Below are 21,281 nucleotides of genomic sequence, written 5' to 3' on the forward strand. Positions count from 1 at the left end.
AACAATTAGCTATTAAAAATTTGGCCAAAACATATAATTGCCATATTTTAATATCATACATAATTATAGCATATTGACGTGGGCTAACAGATCAGGATCGTAAAATGTTTAAGCTAGTAACACAAAAACGCCGCCACAATGTTTTGTTCATGTCGGCCGTTTTTTCTCTTTTAGTGGCTGGTTCGCTTGTCGCACCGACAGCATCTGCCGAGACACGGATCGAAACCGCCATTGGCACGGTGACACAATCGGATGCGCTAACCACAAGCTATATAAGAGAAACACCAACCGACCAACGCACTTGCCGCAATGAAAATGTGCCAATCTATGGTGAAGCGCAGGGTGAAAGCTCGGATCTGGGTGCCATGATTATTGGCGGTCTGATAGGATCAGCCGTCGGTAACAAAATGTCGGATAATGATGGCGCAGGTGCCGCTGGTACCGTTGCCGGGGCTATACTTGGCCGAGAACATGCCAAAAAGAACAAAAAAGGCCAAAAGATTGTTGGCTATAACCAACAGGAAGTCTGTTCAGTGCAAACCGTGATGATTAAGGAAAATATCGAAAAGGTAACCGGTTATCGCAACACAATAGAAGTGGACGGACGTATTATTACGCTAGAAACAAGCACCCCTTTGACAACTGGGGCTCGTGTCGAAATCCGCAAAAGCATTACCTATTCTATTCGCTAGATATGATGCTTTGCTAGGCACGATGCGGTAACGCACGCGATAATTATAATAATATCAAGGGTGGAAACTGTGTTTCTGCCCTTTATTTATGTCTAGAAGATATGCTGATGCACCGAAGCGCATAGCCTAGGGATGTTTTTAAAGCCTTGCTATTGCGCTTGTTTCGCAAGGCTTTACAATAGCGGTCTGACCCAAAATATGCTATGAACTGGCACAAATCATTATAAAGGCACTAGGGGCACCCGGAGCCGCACGAATTTTAGTCAGAGGGATAAGGGTAATGAACAATCAAACCACAACAGGTTTCATGCAGGGAAAACGTGGCCTGATTATGGGCGTGGCTAACGAACGTTCAATTGCATGGGGGATTGCCTCCAAGCTGGCTGAACAAGGCGCAGAACTTGCCTTCACCTTTCAGGGTGAGGCCTTGCAAAAGCGCGTGGTACCGCTGGCCGCCTCGGTTGGCAGTGATATTGTTCTGCCATGTGATGTTACCGATGAAGCCAGTATGGACGCGTTATTCGCGACACTTGCCGACAAATGGGGCAAGTTTGATTTTGTGCTGCATGCAATTGCCTATTCGGATAAGGAAGAGCTGAAAGGTGGCTATGTTGATACCAGCCGCGATAATTTCAGCCGGACGATGGATATTTCAGTCTATTCCTTTACCGACGTTGCGCGCCGCGCTACCGATATGATGAATGATGGTGGGGCATTGCTGACACTGACCTATTATGGCGCCGAACGCGTGATGCCACATTATAATGTCATGGGTGTTGCCAAAGCCGCACTGGAAGCATCTATCCGCTATCTGGCTGTTGATCTGGGCGGACGAAATATCCGCGTCAATGGCCTGTCTGCCGGCCCAATGAAAACGCTGGCCGCATCCGGAATTGGCGATTTCCGCTATATTCTGAAATGGAATGAATATAATTCACCATTGAAGCGCAATGTAACGCTTGATGATGTTGGCGGTGCCGGTGCCTATCTGTTGTCAGACTTATCGTCTGGTGTGACCGGTGAAACGCATCATGTAGATTGCGGCTATCATGTCGTCGGCATGAAGGCGGTTGACGCGCCAGATATTTCTGTAGTGTGACATGAGCGATAATAGCTTCGGCAAACTTTTCAATTTTACCAGCTTTGGCGAAAGTCATGGCCCAGGTATAGGTTGTGTTGTTGATGGCGTGCCGCCAAATCTGACATTGTCTGAGGCTGACATTCAACCCTATCTTGACCGACGCAAACCAGGGCAAAACCGCTTTGTTACCCAGCGCAAGGAAGATGATATAGTTGAAATTCTATCTGGCGTTTTCGAAGGCAAGACCACCGGCACGCCAATCGGGCTTTTGATCCGAAACAAAGATCAGCGGTCAAAGGATTATGGCGATATCGCCACCCAATTCCGCCCAGGCCATGCTGATTACACCTATCAGGCAAAATACGGTATCCGTGATTATCGTGGCGGCGGCCGGTCATCAGCCCGCGAAACCGCCGTTCGCGTTGCGGCTGGTGCAATTGCTGATATATTTCTGAAACAGGCGCTAGGCGCTGATTTCCGCGTTAAAGGCGGGGTTGTGCAGATTGGCCCGCACAAAATTGACCGCGGGAATCTTGACTGGGATGAATGCGATAATAACCCGTTTTTCTGTCCCGATGCTACGGCAGCTGTTGCATGGGAAACCTATCTTGATGATGTTCGCAAAGCCGGATCATCAGCAGGGGCGATTCTGGAAATTGTCGCTGATGGCATTCCAGCCGGATTAGGACAGCCTGTTTATGGCAAGCTTGATACTGAGATTGCCGCGGCGATGATGAGCATCAATGCGGTCAAAGGTGTTGAAATTGGCACTGGCTTTGATCTGGCTTCAATGGATGGTAGCCATGCTGGCGATCAAATGCATATGGAAGATGGCAGCCCTGCTTTTGACAGTAATCACGCTGGCGGTATATTGGGTGGCATTTCGTCAGGTGCGCAAATCGTTGCACGCGTGGCGATCAAACCAACATCATCGATACTAACACCTCGCAAATCAGTCGATAAGGATGGCAAGGATGTTGAAATCACAACCAAGGGTCGGCATGACCCCTGTGTTGGTATTCGCGGGGTGCCCGTTGCCGAAGCGATGATGACGCTGGTGCTGGCCGATATGCTGATGCGCCACCATGCACAATGCGCGATTCTGCCGCGCTAGGTCGGTTTTTGCGCCGCTATCAGAAATTCCTTATTCCCGTCAGGCCCGTCTATTGGTGAATGTGTAACCCCAATTAGCCGCCAGCCCATATCGACACAAAGCCAAGCTTTAACAGCGGTGACAACTTTGTCATGCAAGGCGCCGTCTCGCACGATACCGCCTTTGCCAACCAACCCCTTACCAACTTCGAATTGTGGCTTAATCAGCGCAATCAACACGGCATCGGGGGCAGCTAGTGCCAGTGCTGCGGGCAAGACCTTGATCAGCGAAATGAATGACGCATCACAGGTGATCATATCAGGTGCGAAAGGCAAATCAGCCGCTTTCAGATGGCGGGCATTGGTAGCATCCATTACTGTGACGCGGGGATCGTTTGCCAGTGTGTCATGAAGTTGGTCGCTACCAACATCAAGCGCAACAACATGCGCCGCCCCATGCGCCAACATGACCTCGGTAAAACCGCCGGTGCTGGCACCAATATCTAGTGCCTTTTTATCCGCCAGCGAAATAGCGGTAAAGTGATCAAGTGCACCAACAAGTTTCAACCCCGCGCGGCTGACCCATTTTATGCCAGTCGAGCGCACGTCAAAGACGCAATCAGGCGAGAGGAGCTTGGCGGCTTTGGAAACCAATAGCCCGTCGGCAAAAACGCCACCTTCGTCAATCAGACTCTGGGCACGCTCACGCGAAGTGGCGTAGCCAGCCTCAACCAACAGCGCATCAGCACGGCGTTTTGACGATTTCTGCTGGATGGGGCGGCTGGCCGCATAATGTTTAGACTTGGCTTTGGACACAAAAACAAACTGTAACAATAAAAGTAAACAAACATGGCTAAGACAGCCAAAATCTAAATCGAATAAGCCTTTTACAGCGTGCTAGCCTTGCCCGAGGCCGATGCGCTGGACAGAGATGTTAGCATCCGTTCGATACCTGCCGCATCTATGCCCGCAAGCGCGAGTTGGCCTGCCTGGCTGTCATGTTCAATATATATATCCGGCAAGGTCATAAGCCGCACCTGCAACCCTGTATCAAGCAAGCCGTGATTGGCCAGATATGTCATCACATGCGCCGAAAAACCACCCGGGCTGTTTTCTTCGACGATTACAAGTTTGCGATAATTTGTTGCCAGATGCGCCAGCAAATCAGTATCAAGCGGCTTGGCAAAACGGGCATCAGCGACCGCAACGTTCACCCCTTGTACCGCCATTGCATCAGCTGCCGCCAGACAATCAGTTAGCCGCGTTCCCAATGACAGGATAGCAATATCGTCGCCTTCACGAATCATCCGCCCTTTGCCAATCGGCAAAATTTCGGCTTCATCAGGCAATTCACAGCCGACACCCTCACCACGTGGATAGCGTAACGCTGATGGCCCATCATCATAGGCAACCGAGGTTGCCACCATATGTATTAATTCAGCCTCATCCGACGGACACATGATCACCATATTCGGCAAACAGGACAGATAGGCTACATCATAGATACCTGCATGCGTTGCGCCATCAGCGCCAACAACACCTGCCCGATCAATCGCAAATCGTACCGGCAGATTTTGCAAACATACATCATGGATCAACTGATCATAGCCACGTTGCAGAAAGGTCGAATAGAGCGCACAGAAAGGCTTCATGCCTTCGCTTGCCATACCGGCGGCAAAGGTCACCGCATGTTGTTCGGCGATACCAACATCAAAAACACGACTAGGGAATTTTGCCTTGAGCTTATCAAGCCCGGTACCTGACGGCATCGCCGCTGTTATCGCCACAATTTTACTATCGGCTTCGGCCGCCTTAATAAGGCTATTAGCAAAAACCGAGGTATAGTTTGGTACATTGCCAGCCGACTTTTGCTGGGTACCGGTGATGATGTCAAATTTTGGAACCGCATGATATTTTTCATGTGATTGATCTTTGAAAGGGTGTCCATGCCCCTTTTCCGTAACCACGTGCAAAAGAACAGGTCCGTTTGTATGGGTATCACGCAAATTTTTCAAAATCGGTAGCAGCTGGTTCACATCATGCCCGTCAAGCGGCCCGATATGCATAAACCCAAGCTGGCTGAAAACCGAATTGACGCCAATAAGATCGCGGGCAACATCTTTTGCACGGCGCGCTGTACGCTCTATTTCGGCTGGAAACTTGCTGGTCACTTCGCGGACAAGATCACGAATGGAATGGAAAGGTTCAGATGTAATCAGACGGGACAGATAACTGCTCATCGCGCCCACTGGCTGTGAAATCGACATATCATTATCATTCAGAATGACGATCAGGCGGCTTTCGGACGCACCCGCATTATTCATCGCTTCATATGCCATGCCCGCGCTCATCGCACCATCGCCAATAACCGCAATGACATTGCGCGGTGTTGATTGCAGATCACTGGCAACAGCCATGCCCAGACCGGCCGAAATGGACGTTGACGAGTGCCCAGCTCCAAAGGGATCAAATTCAGATTCATCGCGCTTGGTAAAGCCCGACAGACCATCGCGCTGGCGCAAGGTTTCAATACGATCCCGCCGACCTGTCAGTATCTTGTGCGGATAGGCCTGATGCCCGACATCCCAGATCAGGCGATCATCAGGCGTGTTAAACACATAATGCAAGGCAACAGTCAGTTCGACAACACCAAGGCCCGCGCCAAGATGCCCCCCTGTTTTGGCAACCGCGCGGATCGTTTCATGACGTAATTCAGCAGCTAGACGTTGTAGATCCGATTCAGGGATACGCCGTAAATCCTTGATGGCCGAAATCTTATCAAGCAAAGGTGTCTTATTATCATCGGTCATCTATATCAGTCCATTCATGTCAGGCAGCTTACATGCTTGCATTACTATATTGGGTTGCCGCCAGCTTTTGAAGACTAGACATTATTATCTTTACCGCATTTTTGGCCGGAGTCAAATTTTCGACATTCATCAGATTATCAGATCATCAGACCCTAGGATCGGCGGGCGACAGCAAAGCCAGCCAAAGCCCGAAGATAGGCCGCAGCATCCTGCCATGGTGCCAATGCCATCTGCGCATTATCAACCAAGCTGGTAGCTTCGGTTTTGGCCTTGGCCACACCCATAAGCGTTACAAAGCTGGCTTTGCCTTTGATCGCATCTTGTCCCACCGGCTTGCCCATTCCATCAGAATCACCGTCATAATCAAGCAGATCATCGGCAATCTGAAATGCCAAACCCAATTTATCAGCATAAGCCACTATCGCATTGACCAAGGTCGATGACGCCTCCCCAACAAGCGCACCACAACTAGCCGCACAGACAATAAGCGCACCTGTTTTCATCATCTGCATCTGTTCTGTTTCGGCCAGCGTCAGGGTGCGCGTTTCAGCCTGCAGATCAAGCATCTGCCCCCCCGCCATACCTGCCAGACCAGAGGCGCGCGCAAGCGTTGTAACAAGCGCAACACGCACGGCTGGATCAGGATGCGTCGCGTCATCTGCCAGAATTTCAAAAGCAAGTGTTTGCAAGGCATCACCAGCCAGTATCGCCGTCGCTTCGTCATAGGCTATATGACAGCTAGACTTACCACGTCTTGTATCGGCATCATCCATGGCCGGTAAATCGTCATGAATCAGTGAATAAGCATGCAAACATTCCAGTGCCGCCGCCACGCGCAAAGCGCGGCTATCGATATATGTGCTGGCATCACTTTCAGTTGCGGCAAGCCGCGCCGCACCCAGCACAAGCCCAGCACGCATTCGTTTACCACCATTCAGCACGGCATAACGCATGGCATCGACAAGACGGGGTGCCTGCATGGATTGCGCATTAAAAATCATATCCAGCATGTCGGCGCACTGATCCGCATCAGTGGCAAGCTGCGCTGTAAAATCAGTCATTAAGAAGGTCACCCTTCGCCAGATGCGAACGGTGTCGTTTCAGTGGGCACCGCGCCATCAGCAGGCAATTTAATCTGCTCTACCTTCATCCGCGCTTCTTCAAGACGCGCCTGACAATGCGCCTTTAGCTGTGTGCCACGTTCAAAAGCCTTGATCGCATCATCAAGCGACACATCACCACGTTCCAGAGATGTCACAATCGTCTCTAACTCTCGCAGTGCGTCTTCAAAACTTATTGTTTCAAAATTGGCGGTTTTGGTTTCGTTCTGGCTCATTCACCTACCCCTTGCTATGACGGTATGTTACTCGCCAGCAAGGGTTGTGGCAATGGATTTGACCATTTCCGAAATGCGTTTTCGCACAAGTGGTTTTTCAATTGAATAATAGCTACGCACTAGCTCCAGCGTCTCACGACGTGCCATGGGATCCTTGATTTGTTCATCCACCAGATCCAGAATTTCGCCACCACGCGATATCCGCCGCGGCGAACTTTGCATTGTATTTTCTGTCATGTCGTCAAAGAAATAATTAATCGGCACATCCAGAATCTGTCCAATATCCCATAGGCGTGATGCACTGATCCGGTTCGCGCCTCGCTCATATTTCTGAACCTGTTGAAAGGTTATATTCAGCTCGGTGCCAAGTTGTTCCTGGCTCATGCCAAGCAAGGTTCGGCGCAGACGAACACGTTTGCCTACATGCATATCAACAGCGTTATTGTTCGTTATACGAAAATTTCGTTCTGTGCGTTCTTCATCTAGATTGGCCATGGACAATAATCTCCTAGGATGATTCCGTTTACACCTGATGAATTAAATTTGTTACTCGCGGTTGTATCGGGCAGGTGCCAATGTTCAAAACTATTAAAGTTTATACTAATTTACTTTTTTGACTGCCTGGAAAATAACCCTTTTAAATATACGCGTCCAAGGCAGATAAAAGTGCCTGAGCAATACCCGACTCGAATGTCGAGTGTCCGGCGTTATCAACAAGTTGCAACTTAGCCTTTTTGCCCCAATGATGCGCCAAACTAGCAGCTGTCATCGGCGGGCAAATCACATCATGTCGGCCTTGTATTATATCGATTGGTAAATGCTGCACAAGCTTGATGTGATTCATGATATGCCCATCAGGCATAAAACAACGATTCATAAAGTAATACGCCTCAAGCCGCGCCATGGTCAATGCCGATTTTCCACTGACATAACGTTGTTCGGCGCGCAAGGTCGAACAGGATGTTTCGTAGGATGACCAGCTATTCGCTGCCGGTTGATGGACCATATTATCATCACTCATCAGGCGATGATAATAATTCTCTAACAGGTTGCCACGTTCATTCAGCGGCAGAAAATTGACAAAACGTGCATGCGCTTCGGGAAAAAAACGTCCCATTTCGTAGAGAAACCAATCCACTTCGGCGTCACTACCCAGAAAAATGCCCCGCAGAATCAACCCCTGAACATGTTCCGGATAGGCGATGGCATAAGCCAATGCCAAGGTGCTGCCCCATGACCCACCAAACAATAGAAACTGATCAATGCCAAGCTGTTTGCGCAGTGTTTCAATATCTTCAATTAAATGCAGGGTTGTATTATCGGCAGTTTCGCCCAATGGGGTTGATCGGCCTGATCCACGTTGGTCAAACAAAATTGTCCGAAACTTATTTGGATTAAACAGCCGCCGGTGAACTGGCGAAATGCCGGCACCTGGCCCCCCATGCAAAAACAGAACCGGAATGCCATCAGCATTGCCACATTGTTCAAAATAGATTCGATGCTGTTGCTGTTCCAGCCAGCCTGTTTGAAAAGGCATAACCGGATCGAAAAGGTCAATGTCCTGAATAAACGCGTTTGTCATCACTTGATGTTGATCATTCTCACCATTTACATAGCTAACAGCAGGGCGGAATAATACGCCACAACCAAAGGACGTTACGCGGCCTCAGCCATCATATCTTCGAGTTTTAATGCCGCCGCATCCTGATCAATCTTTTCAATCGCAGCATATTCACGCGCCAGACGCTCTAGCGCGGCCTGATACATCTGTCGCTCCGAATAGGATTGTTCAGATTGATTTGTTCGCCGGTGCAAATCACGGACAACCTCGGCAATCGAAACTGGATCACCTGATTTGATTTTTGTTTCATATTCAGCCGCCCGACGCGACCACATGGTCCGGCGCACGCGCGCTTTGCCCTGCAAAGTGGTGATAGCCTGATCCATTTGCTTGCTTGAGCTAAGCGTCCGCAGTCCAAGTGTCTTGGCTTTTTCCATCGGCACACGTAATGTCATGCGATCCTGTTCAAAGCGTACCACAAGCATTTCCAGTTCAATGCCCGCAACTTCACGTGTTTCGGTTCCAAGAATTCTGCCAACACCATGGGTTGGATATACAACAAAATCGCCTTCTTCGAAGGCGGCGTCTGATTTACGTGCCATTTTGTTTCCCTAATGTCTGCCATGAGACAATTGTAGCCATGAGCCACTAAGTTATATCGATATACAAAATCCATATGCTGTCCGGCGATGTGCAAACCAACCCTCTAGGGCCAGTCAAACCAACATTGCCAAGACAACATTAAAATTTATCCTGTATGTGCAGACGGTATTATACACAAATCTGGCTCATATGACAATTGCATCTATATACGACGTCCGCCGCATCAATCGCCGCATCCAGAAATCAATATATTTGTTATTAACTGGATCATGCCACAATGACTGGTACTGGAAGATTAACTAGCTTTTGGGTTGTCAGCTGTTACTAGTTACCTTTTCCCGGCGCTTTGGTAAAATATTTATCAAATTTACCAGTTTCGCTTTCGGCCGCTTTGGCATTCGGCATTTCATCAATCTTTTGACCGATATTTGGCCAGATTTCAGACATGTCACGATTTAGATCAAGCCATTTTGTGGCTTCTGGCTCACTATCAGGCAAAATAGCTTCGGGCGGACATTCAGGCTCACAAACACCGCAATCGATACATTCATCTGGATGAATGACCAGCATATTTTCACCTTCATAAAAACAATCGACCGGACATACTTCGACGCAGTCGGTATATTTACAATTGATACAGTTTTCATTGACGATATAAGTCATGTCGGTCAATCCCGTAGGCTTAGTGCTATTCTGCTGTGGTGTTTACAAGTGGCTAAGATGTAGCCTAGATAAGATTAGGCTTCAAGACCCAGACGCGCGCGGGCGCTATTTGCCGCATGTGCAGAGGCGACATCATCAATATAGAGCAAACCGGCAAGCCGCCGCATGAGTTGGGCTTCGTAATCATGCAACACGCCATCAGCCAGCACCACCATCCAGATCATTTCCATGATAATAGCGCGTTCTTCGGCATCGGTATCATTGCGGATCTGGCGGGTAATGCCAGAAATCTCAACACGATCATCATAGTCTTGACGTGCTTTCTCGATCATTTCGTCAATGACATCCGGTGTCATCGATAGCTGGTGTTCAAGCGCGGTGGCAATTGCCATACGCTCGGCATCACCAAGTGTACCATCGGCCATTGCCGCTTCGATCAAAAGTCCGGCAACCGTTGCCGCCCATTCGGAATCATCATCCGGCGTTTCGGCAATTTCATTATAGGTTTTTACCCAGCTTGTTAGTTTATTCAGCATCTAATCCTCGTCTGCCAGATGAATGGCTTTTAATTGATCGGTTTCGCGGCGCAGTCTTTTGGTGGGGCGGCCGCTACCCCTTGTCCGGTTTTCAAAATCGCGTCCGGTTTTATCAACAGTCTTGGCTGTGACAACAGGCGGCGACAGATCATTATAAAGCGTAACCGCTTCGCTTGCTGGCCCACGGCGTTGTCCCAGCGCCACAATCTCGATAACCCGCACATCATTCTGTTGCACAAAGGTCAATATCTGTCCCACCACCACCGCGCGATGCGGCTTGTTCATGACTTCGCCATTCAAGCGCAATTTGCCGCTGGCAATGAGCCGTGTCGCCAAACTGCGGGTTTTGAAAAAACGCGCATACCAAAGCCATTTATCTAGCCGAAGGGCCTTTGTATCATCCGCCAATGGATTGTCTTTCAATCAGCCATCAGTCCTTTAGTTTCAGATTTGCAAGCACCGCAAAGGGCGAATTCGGATCTGCCTGTTTTTCGGCTGGACGCCGGTTTTGCGGTTGATTTCGAGATTGCTTTGGTGGCCGTTTTTTGGCCCCGCCCCTGTCAGATTTGCTGCGCCCTTGCTGCGCTTTTGCGTTTTTGGGCTGGCCGTTACCGCGATCTGCATCGGCTTTGGTATCCGCATGCGCACCATTTGATGTCTGTTTGGCACGGCTAGGTGTGCGTTGAGGGCGGGCTTTGCGTTTACGCTCAAATAACTGGATCGCCGGTTTTTCCGGATCTTCCGATGCTTCTTCACCCACAATGACACAACCAAGATCAAGCAACATCGCGCCCATCTGTTCACGCGTTGCCCCGGCCAGCGACAGCATGTCCTCAGTCAGTTTGAAGCTACCAACACGCGCGGCGGTGCGCACCAGCATTGCCACACGCTCAACCATATCAACCCGCATCACACGACCACCAAGCCGGCGATAACCGACCGCCAGCCAGAAATTATCATCAACGCCTTCAGGTGCATCAATGGCAACGCGGCCTGCGGGCGGCTCGGCGGCAAAATCATTGCTGGACAGAAACCCCTGATCCAGATTCCAGAGCAAAGCACGTAAAGCAATCGGCGCTGGCTTCAGCATTTCCGGCATATAAAGGCTTTCAACGCCAAAGCGGATGCCTAGACGCGCCAAACGTGGCTTGTCAGCCTCATGCATTGCCCGCGTCAGATGCCCCACTTCGGCTGTCGGTAGCGAACCCAAACGCTCGAACAGCATATAGGCAATGCCTCTGGCCGCACCAGTCAGACCTGTGGGCGCTGACGGCGTTGCGTCAGCAGCTTCAGAAACATGCGCAGAAACGGGCGCAGAAACGGGCGCAGAAACGGGCGTAGAAACGGGCGCAGACGCAGAGTCTGATACGGCTTCTGCTTTCAAATCCGAATCGGCTGAAGCCTCGCCTGCCGAAGCCGAAGGCACTGCTTCAGATGACGGCGGTGCTTCATTGTGTTTTTCTGCTGGCTCAGCAATTGTCATTGACGGCGCTGCATCTGGTGTCGCCAGAATGGTCAATCGGCCAAGCACTGTATCAATATGTGCATTAATAAAATCGGTCAGGCGCGCCACAAGACGTGTTGTCTGGTCAATCGAAAGAAGGTCACTGCTCAGCAGTTCAGTACGCGGACTATACAGGCTGTCGCCCTTGACCAGTCGCGCCACTATGGATTCACGCCAGCTGATATTGCCCTTTTCATCCAATTTGAATGCCAGATCAGCCGATCCGGTAAAGGCACGAACACGGCGCTCTATTTCATCGGGAAGTCCCCGGCGGGCGGCGGCCAGAATTGTTGCCTTTTCTTCGCCCTCGGACAAGGTCGGCATGAAGACAAACCCATCAAGCTGTCCTACATTTTCACCTTCGACAAGAACCGTACCGTCGGCCTTAACTGATGCCATCAAATTCTTAGTTTCCTTCAGTCTTCTACTCAAATGGGCCGCGCGTTTATCAACAAATCGCTCAGATAGTCTTGAATGCAGACAATCAGACAAGCGATCCTCAATTTTACGAGCACGATCCTGCCATTCTGCGGGGTCATCTGTCCAGTCAGAACGGTGCGTAATGTAAGTCCAGGTACGAATATAAGCAAGCCGCGTCATCAAAGTGTCAATATCGCCATCAAGCCGATCAAGCTGGGTCATCGCTTTGGCCACCATATCCGTGCCAAGCACACCATCCTCGACCAGCGCCAGATAGATCGATGCGAGCATTTCATAATGATTTTCATTCAGGCTCTGGCGAAAATCGGGAATGCAGGCGACCTCCCATAACAGACGTACCTGCCGCGCACCCGACACGGCGTCTTTGATCTCGGGACGACCCGCCAGCGCCAGAAGCGCGCGATGATCCAGCGCATCACCTTTACGGAACAAAAACGGTAATGGCGGCGGCGCTTCGAGTGATCCAAGCAGCATATCAACCGAGGCAAAATTGAGATCACGGCTTCGCCAGTAAAAGGCTCGCAAAGGCGGAAAACGGTGCTGTTCAATCGCTTCGATCAATTCAGGTTCCAGCGCGTGACATCCATCGGTGACGCCAAATGTACCATCATTTATATGCCGTCCGGCACGTCCAGCGATCTGTGCCATTTCCGAGGCAGTCAGCTTGCGCATCTTGCGGCCATCATATTTGACATCAGCCGCCAGCGAGACATGCGACAGGTCAAGATTGAGCCCCATGCCAATGGCATCAGTCGCAATCAGGAAGTCAACCTCGCCATTCTGGTATAATTCGACCTGTGCATTGCGCGTACGCGGGCTAAGACGCCCCATGACAATGGCCGCACCACCGCGCTGACGCCGGATGAATTCAGCAATCTGATAGACATCAGCCGCCGAAAAAGCCACCACCGCCGCACGCCGTGGCAAACGGGTGAGCTTTTTGGGGCCACTATAGGATAGTTTCGACATACGCTGGCGGTAATCGATCTTGGCATCGGGCAATAATTGCCGCAACAGGGGTGCCGCCGTTTCTGCGCCCATGAACATCGTTTCAAACAGACCGCGCGCATGAATGATCCGGTCGGTAAAGACATGACCCCGTTCACGGTCGCCAGCAAGCTGTATTTCGTCAACACCCACAAATTCAAAACGCCGGTCAGGCAGTTCCCCTGCTCCATCGCCAAGTGCCGACAAAGTCAGAGATTCTGGCATCGATTCAACGGTCGCGCAGATATAGCGCGCTGATGCCGGAATGATACGTTCTTCGCCTGTTATCAAGCCAACTTTGGCCGCACCAAGCCGCGCCACCAAGCGGTCATAATTTTCACGCGCCAAAAGCCGCAGAGGAAAGCCAATGATACCACTGGCGTAACCTGTCATCCGTTCAAGCGCGAGATGCGTCTTGCCCGTATTGGTTGGCCCAAGAACCAAAGTTACATTTTCGGCTGAACGACGCGCCATGGAAATATCGACAGAAACTAAGTTAGGAACAGATTAGACATATTCAAACAGGCAAAGCCTACAGGGGTTTAAGCATTTGTACATGTGAAATCGGTTATAGCCCTGAACAAAACCCCGCCGGAAATGCCAGCGGGGTTTGATAGCTTGTCTCAAATGTAAGACTTTTGGTTATGATGCTGGTTTAGGCCGCGGCCAGTTGACGAAGAACGTAATGCAAAATACCACCATTTTTGAAATAGGTGGCTTCGCCATCGGTATCGATTCGTGCCAGAAGCGTTACAGACTGACTTTTGCCATCAGCACTTGTAAAGCTCGCCTGCACTTCCATGCCTGCCGAAATGCCGCCAGCAAGGCCAGTCAAAGACACACTTTCAGTTCCATCAAGACCAAGGCTTTCGCGGCCGACGCCTTCAGGGAACTGCAACGGCAGAACACCCATGCCAATCAGGTTGGAACGGTGAATACGCTCAAAGCTTTCGGCAATCACGGCCTTTACGCCCAATAGGCGCGTGCCTTTGGCCGCCCAATCACGGCTAGAGCCCGTACCATATTCCTTGCCGCCAATGACAATCAGCGCCGTGCCTTCATCAGCGTAACGCATTGCCACATCATAAAGCGGTGCCACATCACCCGACGGCACATGCTGGGCAAAACCGCCGGTAGTGCCTGTTGCCGCCATGTTTTTCAGCCGGATATTGGGAAAAGTGCCCCGCATCATGACCTTGTGATTGCCCCGACGCGAGCCAAAGGAATTGAAATCAACCGGACGCACCTGATGCTCGGTCAGGAAGTCTGCCGCTGGCGTATCACGGGCAATCGAACCTGCCGGCGAAATATGATCGGTGGTGATCGAGTCGCCCAGCAAGGCCAATATACGGCCATTTTCAATATCGCTGGCACCAGCTGGTACATCGCGGCTCATGCCTTCAAAATAAGGCGGATTCTGCACATAGGTCGAACTATCATCCCAGTCAAAGGTGAGGCCAGCCGAGGTCTTGATCGCCTGCCATTCGGCGGTACCCTTGAACACGTCTGCATAGCGTTCACGGAACATTTCAGCCGAAATGACCTGATCAACAACCGTACGGATATCGTCATTTGATGGCCATAGATCGCGCAGATAGACATCATTGCCATCTTTGTCCTGACCTAATGGATCATCATTCATCACCTTGCTGACCGATCCGGCAAGCGCATAGGCAACAACCAAAGGCGGCGAGGCCAGATAGTTTGCCGCAACATGCGGGCTGATCCGGCCTTCAAAATTCCGGTTGCCCGACAATACCGACGTAACCGTCAGGCCACCCTCTTCAACCGCTTTGGCAAGCGGCGCGGCAATGGGGCCCGAATTACCGATGCAGGTTGTGCATCCATAGCCGACCGTGTGAAAGCCAAGCGCATCAAGATGCGAGGTCAGACCCGCCTTATCAAGATAGGCCGACACCACCTGACTGCCAGGTGCCAGTGAGGTCTTAACCCACGGCTGAACTGTCAACCCGCGTTCATGTGCCGCCTTGGCCACCAGGCCGGCGGCAACCAGAACCGACGGGTTCGAGGTATTGGTGCAAGACGTGATCGCCGCAATGACGACATCACCATCGCTGAGGCTGTAATCTGTACCGTCAATGGCAACTGATTTAGGCGCTGTCCGCCCTGTGGATTCGGCAAGCGTAGCCGCAAAAGAGGCCGCCACATCCGGCAAAGCCACACGATCCTGCGGCCGTTTTGGGCCTGCCATTGATGGCACAACCGTGGCAAGATCAAGCGACAATATGTCGGTGAAATGCGGATCAGCTGCATCGCTGGCACGCCACATGCCCTGCGCTTTGGCGTAAGCCTCGACAAGCGCTACACGGTCATCATCACGACCTGTCAGACGCAGATAGTTCAGAGCCTCATCATCGATTGGGAAAAAGCCACAAGTCGCACCATATTCAGGTGCCATATTGGCAATTGTCGCACGATCCGCCAAAGATAGCTGATCCAGACCAGGGCCAAAGAATTCGACAAATTTGCCAACAACGCCGCGCTTGCGCAGGGCTTCGACAATCATCAGCACCAGATCCGTCGCTGTCGCGCCTTCGGGGAGTTTGCCATCAAGACGGAAGCCGATCACATCAGGCACCAGCATCGAAATAGGCTGGCCAAGCATGGCGGCCTCGGCTTCGATACCACCAACACCCCAGCCCAATACGGCCAGACCATTGACCATGGTCGTGTGGCTGTCAGTGCCAACAACCGAATCCGGATAGGCAACCGTTTCGCCATCTTCATCGCGTGTCCAGATTGTCTGCGCCAGATATTCAAGATTGACCTGATGACAGATACCTGTTCCCGGCGGCACAACGCGGAAATTATCAAAAGCACCCGCGCCCCAGCGCAAAAATTCATAGCGTTCCTTGTTACGGGTGAATTCTAGCGCGGTGTTTTTGGCCGCCGCGTCAGCCCCGCCTGCATGATCAACCATGACCGAATGATCAATCACCAGATCAACAGGTGATAGCGGATTGATTTTTTCAGGATTACCGCCAATCGTTCCCATCGCATCGCGCATGGCTGCCAGATCGACAACTGCCGGAACGCCGGTAAAATCCTGCATCAGAACGCGCGATGGACGAAAGGCAATCTCGCCGCCCTCGCCGCTTTCAGCCCAGTTTGCCAGCGCGCCGATATCGGCGGCCGTGACCGAACTTTCGTCCTGATTACGAAGCAGGTTTTCCAGCAAAACCTTGAGTGAAAATGGCAGACGTGCCAATGACGGATAAGTCTCGGCAAGGCTGGCAAGCGAGTAATAGCGGTATGTTTTGCTGCCGACAGTCAGATTAGCACGGCACGCGTCACGCAATGTCTTTGACATGGCGGTTTCCCCTTTACGGTTGAACTTCACAAATAACAGAGCTGGCCAGCATGAGGAGCGCCTCAACGCGGTCACCCATCTTATAGCGCGTTTCACTTAATTTTTCCAGATGGAATTTTGGAAAACCTCTAGACCAAAGGCTGGTTTGACAGGTAAACATGCGGCATGGCTAGTGATGCGGCATCTATGAACGGGCAACCGGGGAACGTACAACCGGGGCTTTGGCTTGACGCGGTGACGGTTCTGCGTGGCATCAGGCCGGTCATTCATGAATTCAGCAACCATCTTGATTGTGGCCAGCTTGGCCTTGTGCATGGCGCCAATGGCGCGGGTAAAACAACCTTGCTACGCGCGATTGCTGGACGGCTTCCTCTGGCAAGCGGTGCAATCACATGCACAGCAGGTTCGGGCAGGCTAGTTAACGGCGAAGAGGCGCGGCTTTATGTGGGGCATCAGGATGGCCTATCCAGCCAGATGAGCGGGCGTGAAAATCTGCATAGCTGGGCGGCGATGACTGGCTATGGTGATGCACAGCGGATCGAGGCAGCTCTTGCGGCGCTTGGCTGTCTGGGATTTGCCGACAGCATGGTGCGGCTGTTGTCACGCGGACAAAGGCGACGGCTGGCACTGGCGCGGTTGAGGCTGGGCCCGAAAACGGCCTTATGGCTTCTGGATGAGCCGAATGTAGGGCTTGATGATGATGCACGCACAGCGCTGGATCGCATCATTTGCGCGCATATAGACAATGGCGGCATGGTGCTGGCAGCAACGCATCTTGATCTGGGTGCAACGCTTGGCAAGACACGGCAGATATGGACGCTAGGACACAAGGCGCATAAAGATGCATAGTGTTTACGCGCAGATAAAACGTGACCTTACCATCGCCTGGCGTAGCCGACAGGATGTCGCTGTCATGCTGATTTTCTTTGTTATCATTATCGCCTTGTTTCCGCTGGCTTTTGGCCCGTCGGCGGCAACGCTAGAGCCACTGGCCGTACCGATCATCTGGATCGCGGCACTGTTGTCGATTCTGGCCGGATTTGACGGGCTGTTTGCCGATGATGTGCGTGAGGGCTGGCTTGATCAGATCAGCATGCCAGTCATCAATGAAACACCTGGCGACCCTCCAACTGGCGGGTTTTACCAATTAGGGCTTTATGCGCTGGCCAAGGCGGTAGCGCATTGGGTAAAAACCGGCGTGCCTTTATTGCTGACAACACCTTTGATGGCGATCATGCTTGCCATGCCACTGCATCAACTGGGCGCGTTACTGGTGGCACTGGCTGTGGGAAGCTGTTGCCTGACCTTGCTGGGGATCATAGGCGCGGCATTGGCGCAAGGCGCACGGCGCGGCGGCGGGTTGATGGCCTTGCTGGTTCTGCCTCTGGCCGTACCCGTTCTGATTTTCGGGGTGATGGCATCACAACCTGATATGACCATGCCCGGTACCTATATAATCGTAACCCCGCATCTGATGTTATTGGCGGCACTGGCGTTGCTGTTGCTGGCACTGGCACCGCCGGTGGCGGCGATGGCGCTGATCGAAAGCGACGGGGGTAGCGGATCATGAGGCTAGACATTGCGATTTCAACAAAAAGGGCTATATCACACGGGCATGTTTGATTTTCTGGCAAATCCGACGCGTTTTATGCGCATCGCCGACTGGCTGTTTCGCCCGCTGTTATTGATAACAGCGGTGACGATGGCCTATGGGCTGTATCTGGGATTATTTGCCTCGCCGCCCGATTACCAGCAAGGCGAAACCGTGCGGATCATCTATATCCATGTGCCCGCTGCATGGCTGGCTTTGTTTGGCTATGTTGGGCTGGGATTATGCGGCCTGTTCTATATCGTCTGGCGGCATCCACTGGCAGATATTGCGGCGCGTGCGATAGCGCCTGTTGGGGCGATGTTTGCCTTTCTGACACTGGTTACCGGTGCCTTATGGGGTAAGCCCATGTGGGGCGCATGGTGGGTCTGGGATGCACGATTGACCTCGATGCTGATTCTGTTTTTCTTCTATCTGGGCGTGATCGCATTGGCGAATGGCTTTGACCGCCCTGAGCGCGGTAGTCGCCCCGCCGCCTTGCTGGCGCTGGTTGGGTTGATCAATGTGCCGATTGTTAAATTTTCGGTTGATTGGTGGCATACATTGCATCAACCTGCCAGCATCCTGCGCAGTGGTGGCCCCGCCATTGATCCGTCAATGCTGACGCCGCTTATTCTGATGCTGATTGCCTGTCATGGCTATTTTGCTCTGGTCGTTATTATGCGGATGCGGGCGCTGATCACCGCACGGCGTATCGCCACGCTTGCCTTAAAGCGCCTTGGCAATAATGGTGGCATATCATGAACAGCCTATTCGAAATGGTACAATTTGGCGGGTTTATCTGGGCCAGCTATGCGATTGCCGCGCTGGCACTTATGTGGATGTTTGTGGCAAGCTGGGCAAGGGCAAGAACGCTTGCTAAAAAACTGCGCGCAATGATGCAAGAAGATGCCAGTGATAACAACGATAATGACAAGATCACATAAGATATTGCTTACAGCAATCTAGCTGGAACGCCGACGGCCACCCCGCCGACGGCCGCCTTCAAGCGCAGGGGCATCTTGTGCTGTCAGAATGCGTTCAGGCAATGGAACCATTGCCGACAGTTTGGCATAGGGATCGCTTTTGTGCGGGATCGCCATCGCCTTGACGAAATGATCCTGAAATGAGGGCTCAATCGCGGTTTCGATTTTTTCGATATTGCGCACGGTCTGTTCAATTTCAGCGCGAGCACCTTTATTCAGCAAGGCCATGCGCGCACCTGCACCTGCCGAATTACCTGCCGCCCTCACATTTTCAAGCTCGCAATCGGGGATCATACCAAGCACCATGGCATATTTAGGGTCAATATGCGTACCAAAGGCCCCCGCCAGCACAACCTTGTCGATATGGTTGATATTGATCTTATCCATCAATAAACGGAAACCAGCATATAGCGCGGCTTTGGCCAGCTGGATCGCGCGTACATCATTCTGGGTGACGGTTACATTGTCGCTGACACGATAGCGGAATGTACGGTCATCAGCCTCAATGCGCGGGCTGATCAAAGCTTTGCCACCATCAATCACACCATCCATCGTGATGATGCCGGATAAATACATTTCACCCAGAATTTCAATGATTCCCGATCCGCATATGCCGGTAATGCCAGTGGATTTTACCGCTTCGTCAAAGCCATCTTCATCCGACCATTGGTCAACGCCGATAACGCAAAAGCGCGGCTCCAGCGTTACCGGATCAATACGCACCCGCTCGATCGCCCCGGGAGCCGCACGCTGGCCAGATGAAATCTGCGCCCCTTCAAAGGCAGGCCCTGTTGGCGAGGATGCGGCCAGAAGCCGGTCACGATTACCAACGACAATCTCGGCATTGGTGCCCACATCAATAAGCAATGTCATTTTATCGGTTTTCTGCGGCGCTTCGGCAAGCACGACACCGGCGGCATCAGCCCCAACATGCCCAGCAATACATGGCAGGATATAGGCGCGTGCGCCCTGGTTCAAAGCAAGGCCAAGGTCGCTGGCTTTCAGACTGAGGGCGCTATCAACAGCCAGTGCAAAGGGGGCACCGCCAAGCTCTAGCGGATCAATGCCCAAAAGCAGGTGGTGCATAACCGGATTACCGACCAGAACAATTTCGATCACGTCATCACTCGACATGCCAGCCTGTTCGGCGGCACCATCAATCAGCTGCTGCAAGCCTGCGATGACAGCCTTGGTCATTTCAGCAGGCCCATCAGGATTCATAATGCCATAAGACACCCGACTCATAAGATCTTCGCCAAACCGAATTTGCGGATTCATCGCGCCCGTTGAGGCAAGTACCGCGCCCGTTGCCATATCGCAAAGATGCGCCGACATGGTTGTCGAGCCCACATCGATAGCGACGCCAACGACATTTTCTTTCAGCCCCGGCCAGATGCCTGTTATGTGACAGCCATCACGCAAGGCAACGGTCACATGCCATTTGCCCTCGCGCAGAACAGGCTGTAACTGCTGAAGGATATGTAAATCACAGGTGATTTCACCTGATACACGATCTGGCCATTGCTTTGCCAAAGCTTCGGCCAGACGACGAAAATCACCAGATGGTTCATGCATATCGGGTTCGCGCACCTCGACAAGGCATAGCCGCACAACTGGATCCATTTCGATCTGACGTTCATCCGCCGCCTTGCGAACAAGCTGGTTATGCACCTGGCTTTCAGGTGGCACATCGATCACCGCATCGGCAAGCAGGACAGACTGACATGATAGCCGCCGACCATCAGCCAGACCGCGTTTATCCGCATAACGGGTTTCAACCGCCGTTACCGCACCAAGACTTCCAGCCCCTGAGACGATACCATGTTTCGCAAATTCACCAGTACCAACATTAATCTGGCACCGTCCACACATCGCCCGGCCACCACAAACAGAGTCTATATCAACACCAAGTTCGCGCGCGGCCTGCAGCACAGTTGTTCCCTGCGCGACTTTAGCCTGACGGCCTGATGGCGTGAAAACAACTTTGATATCAGTTTTGCCGTTCAGGTTTGCATCGGGGACATCGGCGACGGTTGGATCTGTGCTCATATAGCTTGCCTAACATAATTG

General features: G+C 51.8%; 20 protein-coding genes. 7 read left to right on the forward strand and 13 right to left on the reverse strand.

Annotated elements, in window-relative coordinates:
• Positions 1-104: 104 nt before the first annotated feature.
• The 3 genes from SAR116_RS05420 to aroC all read left to right on the forward strand — a co-directional run bounded on the left by SAR116_RS05420 (position 105) and on the right by aroC (position 2,887).
• On the forward strand, positions 105-692 hold the full coding sequence (locus SAR116_RS05420) for a hypothetical protein (RefSeq protein WP_013045933.1): 588 nt from the start codon (positions 105-107) through the stop codon (positions 690-692).
• A 280-nt stretch (positions 693-972) separates the two neighbouring features.
• Positions 973-1,791 carry an enoyl-ACP reductase FabI gene (gene fabI / locus SAR116_RS05425; RefSeq protein ID WP_013045934.1) on the forward strand — a complete coding sequence of 273 codons (819 nt, stop codon included), beginning with the start codon at positions 973-975 and terminating at the stop codon, positions 1,789-1,791.
• Position 1,792: 1 nt separating this feature from the next.
• Positions 1,793-2,887, forward strand: a complete 1,095-nt coding sequence (aroC, locus tag SAR116_RS05430; protein ID WP_013045935.1) for a chorismate synthase — start codon at positions 1,793-1,795, stop codon at positions 2,885-2,887.
• On the opposite strand, the gene SAR116_RS05435 is transcribed toward aroC, so the two are convergent.
• The 12 genes from SAR116_RS05435 to acnA form a co-directional block, all read right to left on the reverse strand.
• The gene (locus tag SAR116_RS05435; protein ID WP_238531177.1) at positions 2,884-3,681 is read right to left on the reverse strand and encodes a TlyA family RNA methyltransferase; all 798 of its coding nucleotides are present in this window, start codon (positions 3,679-3,681) and stop codon (positions 2,884-2,886) included. The two genes, aroC and SAR116_RS05435, sit on opposite strands and share 4 nt — an antisense overlap.
• A 71-nt stretch (positions 3,682-3,752) precedes the next feature.
• Complete coding sequence (gene dxs / locus SAR116_RS05440) at positions 3,753-5,675, reverse strand: 1-deoxy-D-xylulose-5-phosphate synthase (protein ID WP_013045937.1); 1,923 nt, start codon at positions 5,673-5,675, stop codon at positions 3,753-3,755.
• A gap of 152 nt (positions 5,676-5,827) precedes the next feature.
• Positions 5,828-6,736 carry a polyprenyl synthetase family protein gene (locus SAR116_RS05445; protein WP_013045938.1) on the reverse strand — a complete coding sequence of 303 codons (909 nt, stop codon included), beginning with the start codon at positions 6,734-6,736 and terminating at the stop codon, positions 5,828-5,830.
• 8 nt (positions 6,737-6,744) lie between these two features.
• Positions 6,745-7,011: an exodeoxyribonuclease VII small subunit gene (locus SAR116_RS05450; protein WP_013045939.1), complete on the reverse strand. Its 267-nt coding sequence runs from the start codon at positions 7,009-7,011 to the stop codon at positions 6,745-6,747.
• A 27-nt stretch (positions 7,012-7,038) separates the two neighbouring features.
• Positions 7,039-7,506 carry a helix-turn-helix domain-containing protein gene (locus SAR116_RS05455; protein ID WP_013045940.1) on the reverse strand — a complete coding sequence of 156 codons (468 nt, stop codon included), beginning with the start codon at positions 7,504-7,506 and terminating at the stop codon, positions 7,039-7,041.
• A 142-nt stretch (positions 7,507-7,648) separates the two neighbouring features.
• A complete protein-coding gene (gene pip / locus SAR116_RS05460) occupies positions 7,649-8,593 on the reverse strand; it encodes a prolyl aminopeptidase (protein ID WP_013045941.1) in 945 nt (314 codons plus the stop codon).
• A 74-nt stretch (positions 8,594-8,667) separates the two neighbouring features.
• The gene (locus tag SAR116_RS05465) at positions 8,668-9,174 is read right to left on the reverse strand and encodes a CarD family transcriptional regulator (RefSeq protein ID WP_013045942.1); all 507 of its coding nucleotides are present in this window, start codon (positions 9,172-9,174) and stop codon (positions 8,668-8,670) included.
• A 325-nt stretch (positions 9,175-9,499) separates the two neighbouring features.
• The gene (gene fdxA, locus SAR116_RS05470) at positions 9,500-9,838 is read right to left on the reverse strand and encodes a ferredoxin FdxA (protein ID WP_013045943.1); all 339 of its coding nucleotides are present in this window, start codon (positions 9,836-9,838) and stop codon (positions 9,500-9,502) included.
• Between the two features lie 74 nt (positions 9,839-9,912).
• Positions 9,913-10,374 carry a tellurite resistance TerB family protein gene (locus tag SAR116_RS13225; protein ID WP_013045944.1) on the reverse strand — a complete coding sequence of 154 codons (462 nt, stop codon included), beginning with the start codon at positions 10,372-10,374 and terminating at the stop codon, positions 9,913-9,915.
• A complete protein-coding gene (locus tag SAR116_RS05480) occupies positions 10,375-10,797 on the reverse strand; it encodes an Hsp15 family ribosome-associated heat shock protein (protein WP_013045945.1) in 423 nt (140 codons plus the stop codon).
• Positions 10,798-10,804: 7 nt separating this feature from the next.
• Complete coding sequence (locus SAR116_RS05485) at positions 10,805-13,780, reverse strand: helicase-related protein (RefSeq protein WP_013045946.1); 2,976 nt, start codon at positions 13,778-13,780, stop codon at positions 10,805-10,807.
• Positions 13,781-13,961: 181 nt separating this feature from the next.
• Complete coding sequence (gene acnA / locus SAR116_RS05490; RefSeq protein ID WP_013045947.1) at positions 13,962-16,637, reverse strand: aconitate hydratase AcnA; 2,676 nt, start codon at positions 16,635-16,637, stop codon at positions 13,962-13,964.
• A 165-nt stretch (positions 16,638-16,802) separates the two neighbouring features.
• On the opposite strand from acnA, the gene ccmA reads away from it, so the two are divergent.
• The 4 genes from ccmA to ccmD are packed head-to-tail and all read left to right on the forward strand — an operon-like array spanning position 16,803 to position 19,172.
• Positions 16,803-17,486 (forward strand): heme ABC exporter ATP-binding protein CcmA, encoded by a 684-nt coding sequence (gene ccmA / locus SAR116_RS05495; RefSeq protein WP_013045948.1) that lies wholly within the window; start codon positions 16,803-16,805, stop codon positions 17,484-17,486.
• Positions 17,479-18,207 (forward strand): heme exporter protein CcmB, encoded by a 729-nt coding sequence (gene ccmB, locus SAR116_RS05500; protein ID WP_013045949.1) that lies wholly within the window; start codon positions 17,479-17,481, stop codon positions 18,205-18,207. The genes ccmA and ccmB overlap by 8 nt, the downstream gene beginning before the upstream one ends.
• Positions 18,208-18,252: 45 nt before the next feature.
• Positions 18,253-18,990 (forward strand): heme ABC transporter permease, encoded by a 738-nt coding sequence (locus SAR116_RS05505; RefSeq protein WP_013045950.1) that lies wholly within the window; start codon positions 18,253-18,255, stop codon positions 18,988-18,990.
• Positions 18,987-19,172 (forward strand): heme exporter protein CcmD, encoded by a 186-nt coding sequence (ccmD, locus tag SAR116_RS05510; RefSeq protein ID WP_013045951.1) that lies wholly within the window; start codon positions 18,987-18,989, stop codon positions 19,170-19,172. The genes SAR116_RS05505 and ccmD overlap by 4 nt, the downstream gene beginning before the upstream one ends.
• 18 nt (positions 19,173-19,190) lie before the next feature.
• On the opposite strand, the gene SAR116_RS05515 is transcribed toward ccmD, so the two are convergent.
• Positions 19,191-21,260: an ASKHA domain-containing protein gene (locus SAR116_RS05515; RefSeq protein WP_013045952.1), complete on the reverse strand. Its 2,070-nt coding sequence runs from the start codon at positions 21,258-21,260 to the stop codon at positions 19,191-19,193.
• Positions 21,261-21,281 lie beyond the last annotated feature (21 nt).

This window comes from Candidatus Puniceispirillum marinum IMCC1322 (genome assembly GCF_000024465.1).
Classification (GTDB): domain Bacteria; phylum Pseudomonadota; class Alphaproteobacteria; order Puniceispirillales; family Puniceispirillaceae; genus Puniceispirillum; species Puniceispirillum marinum.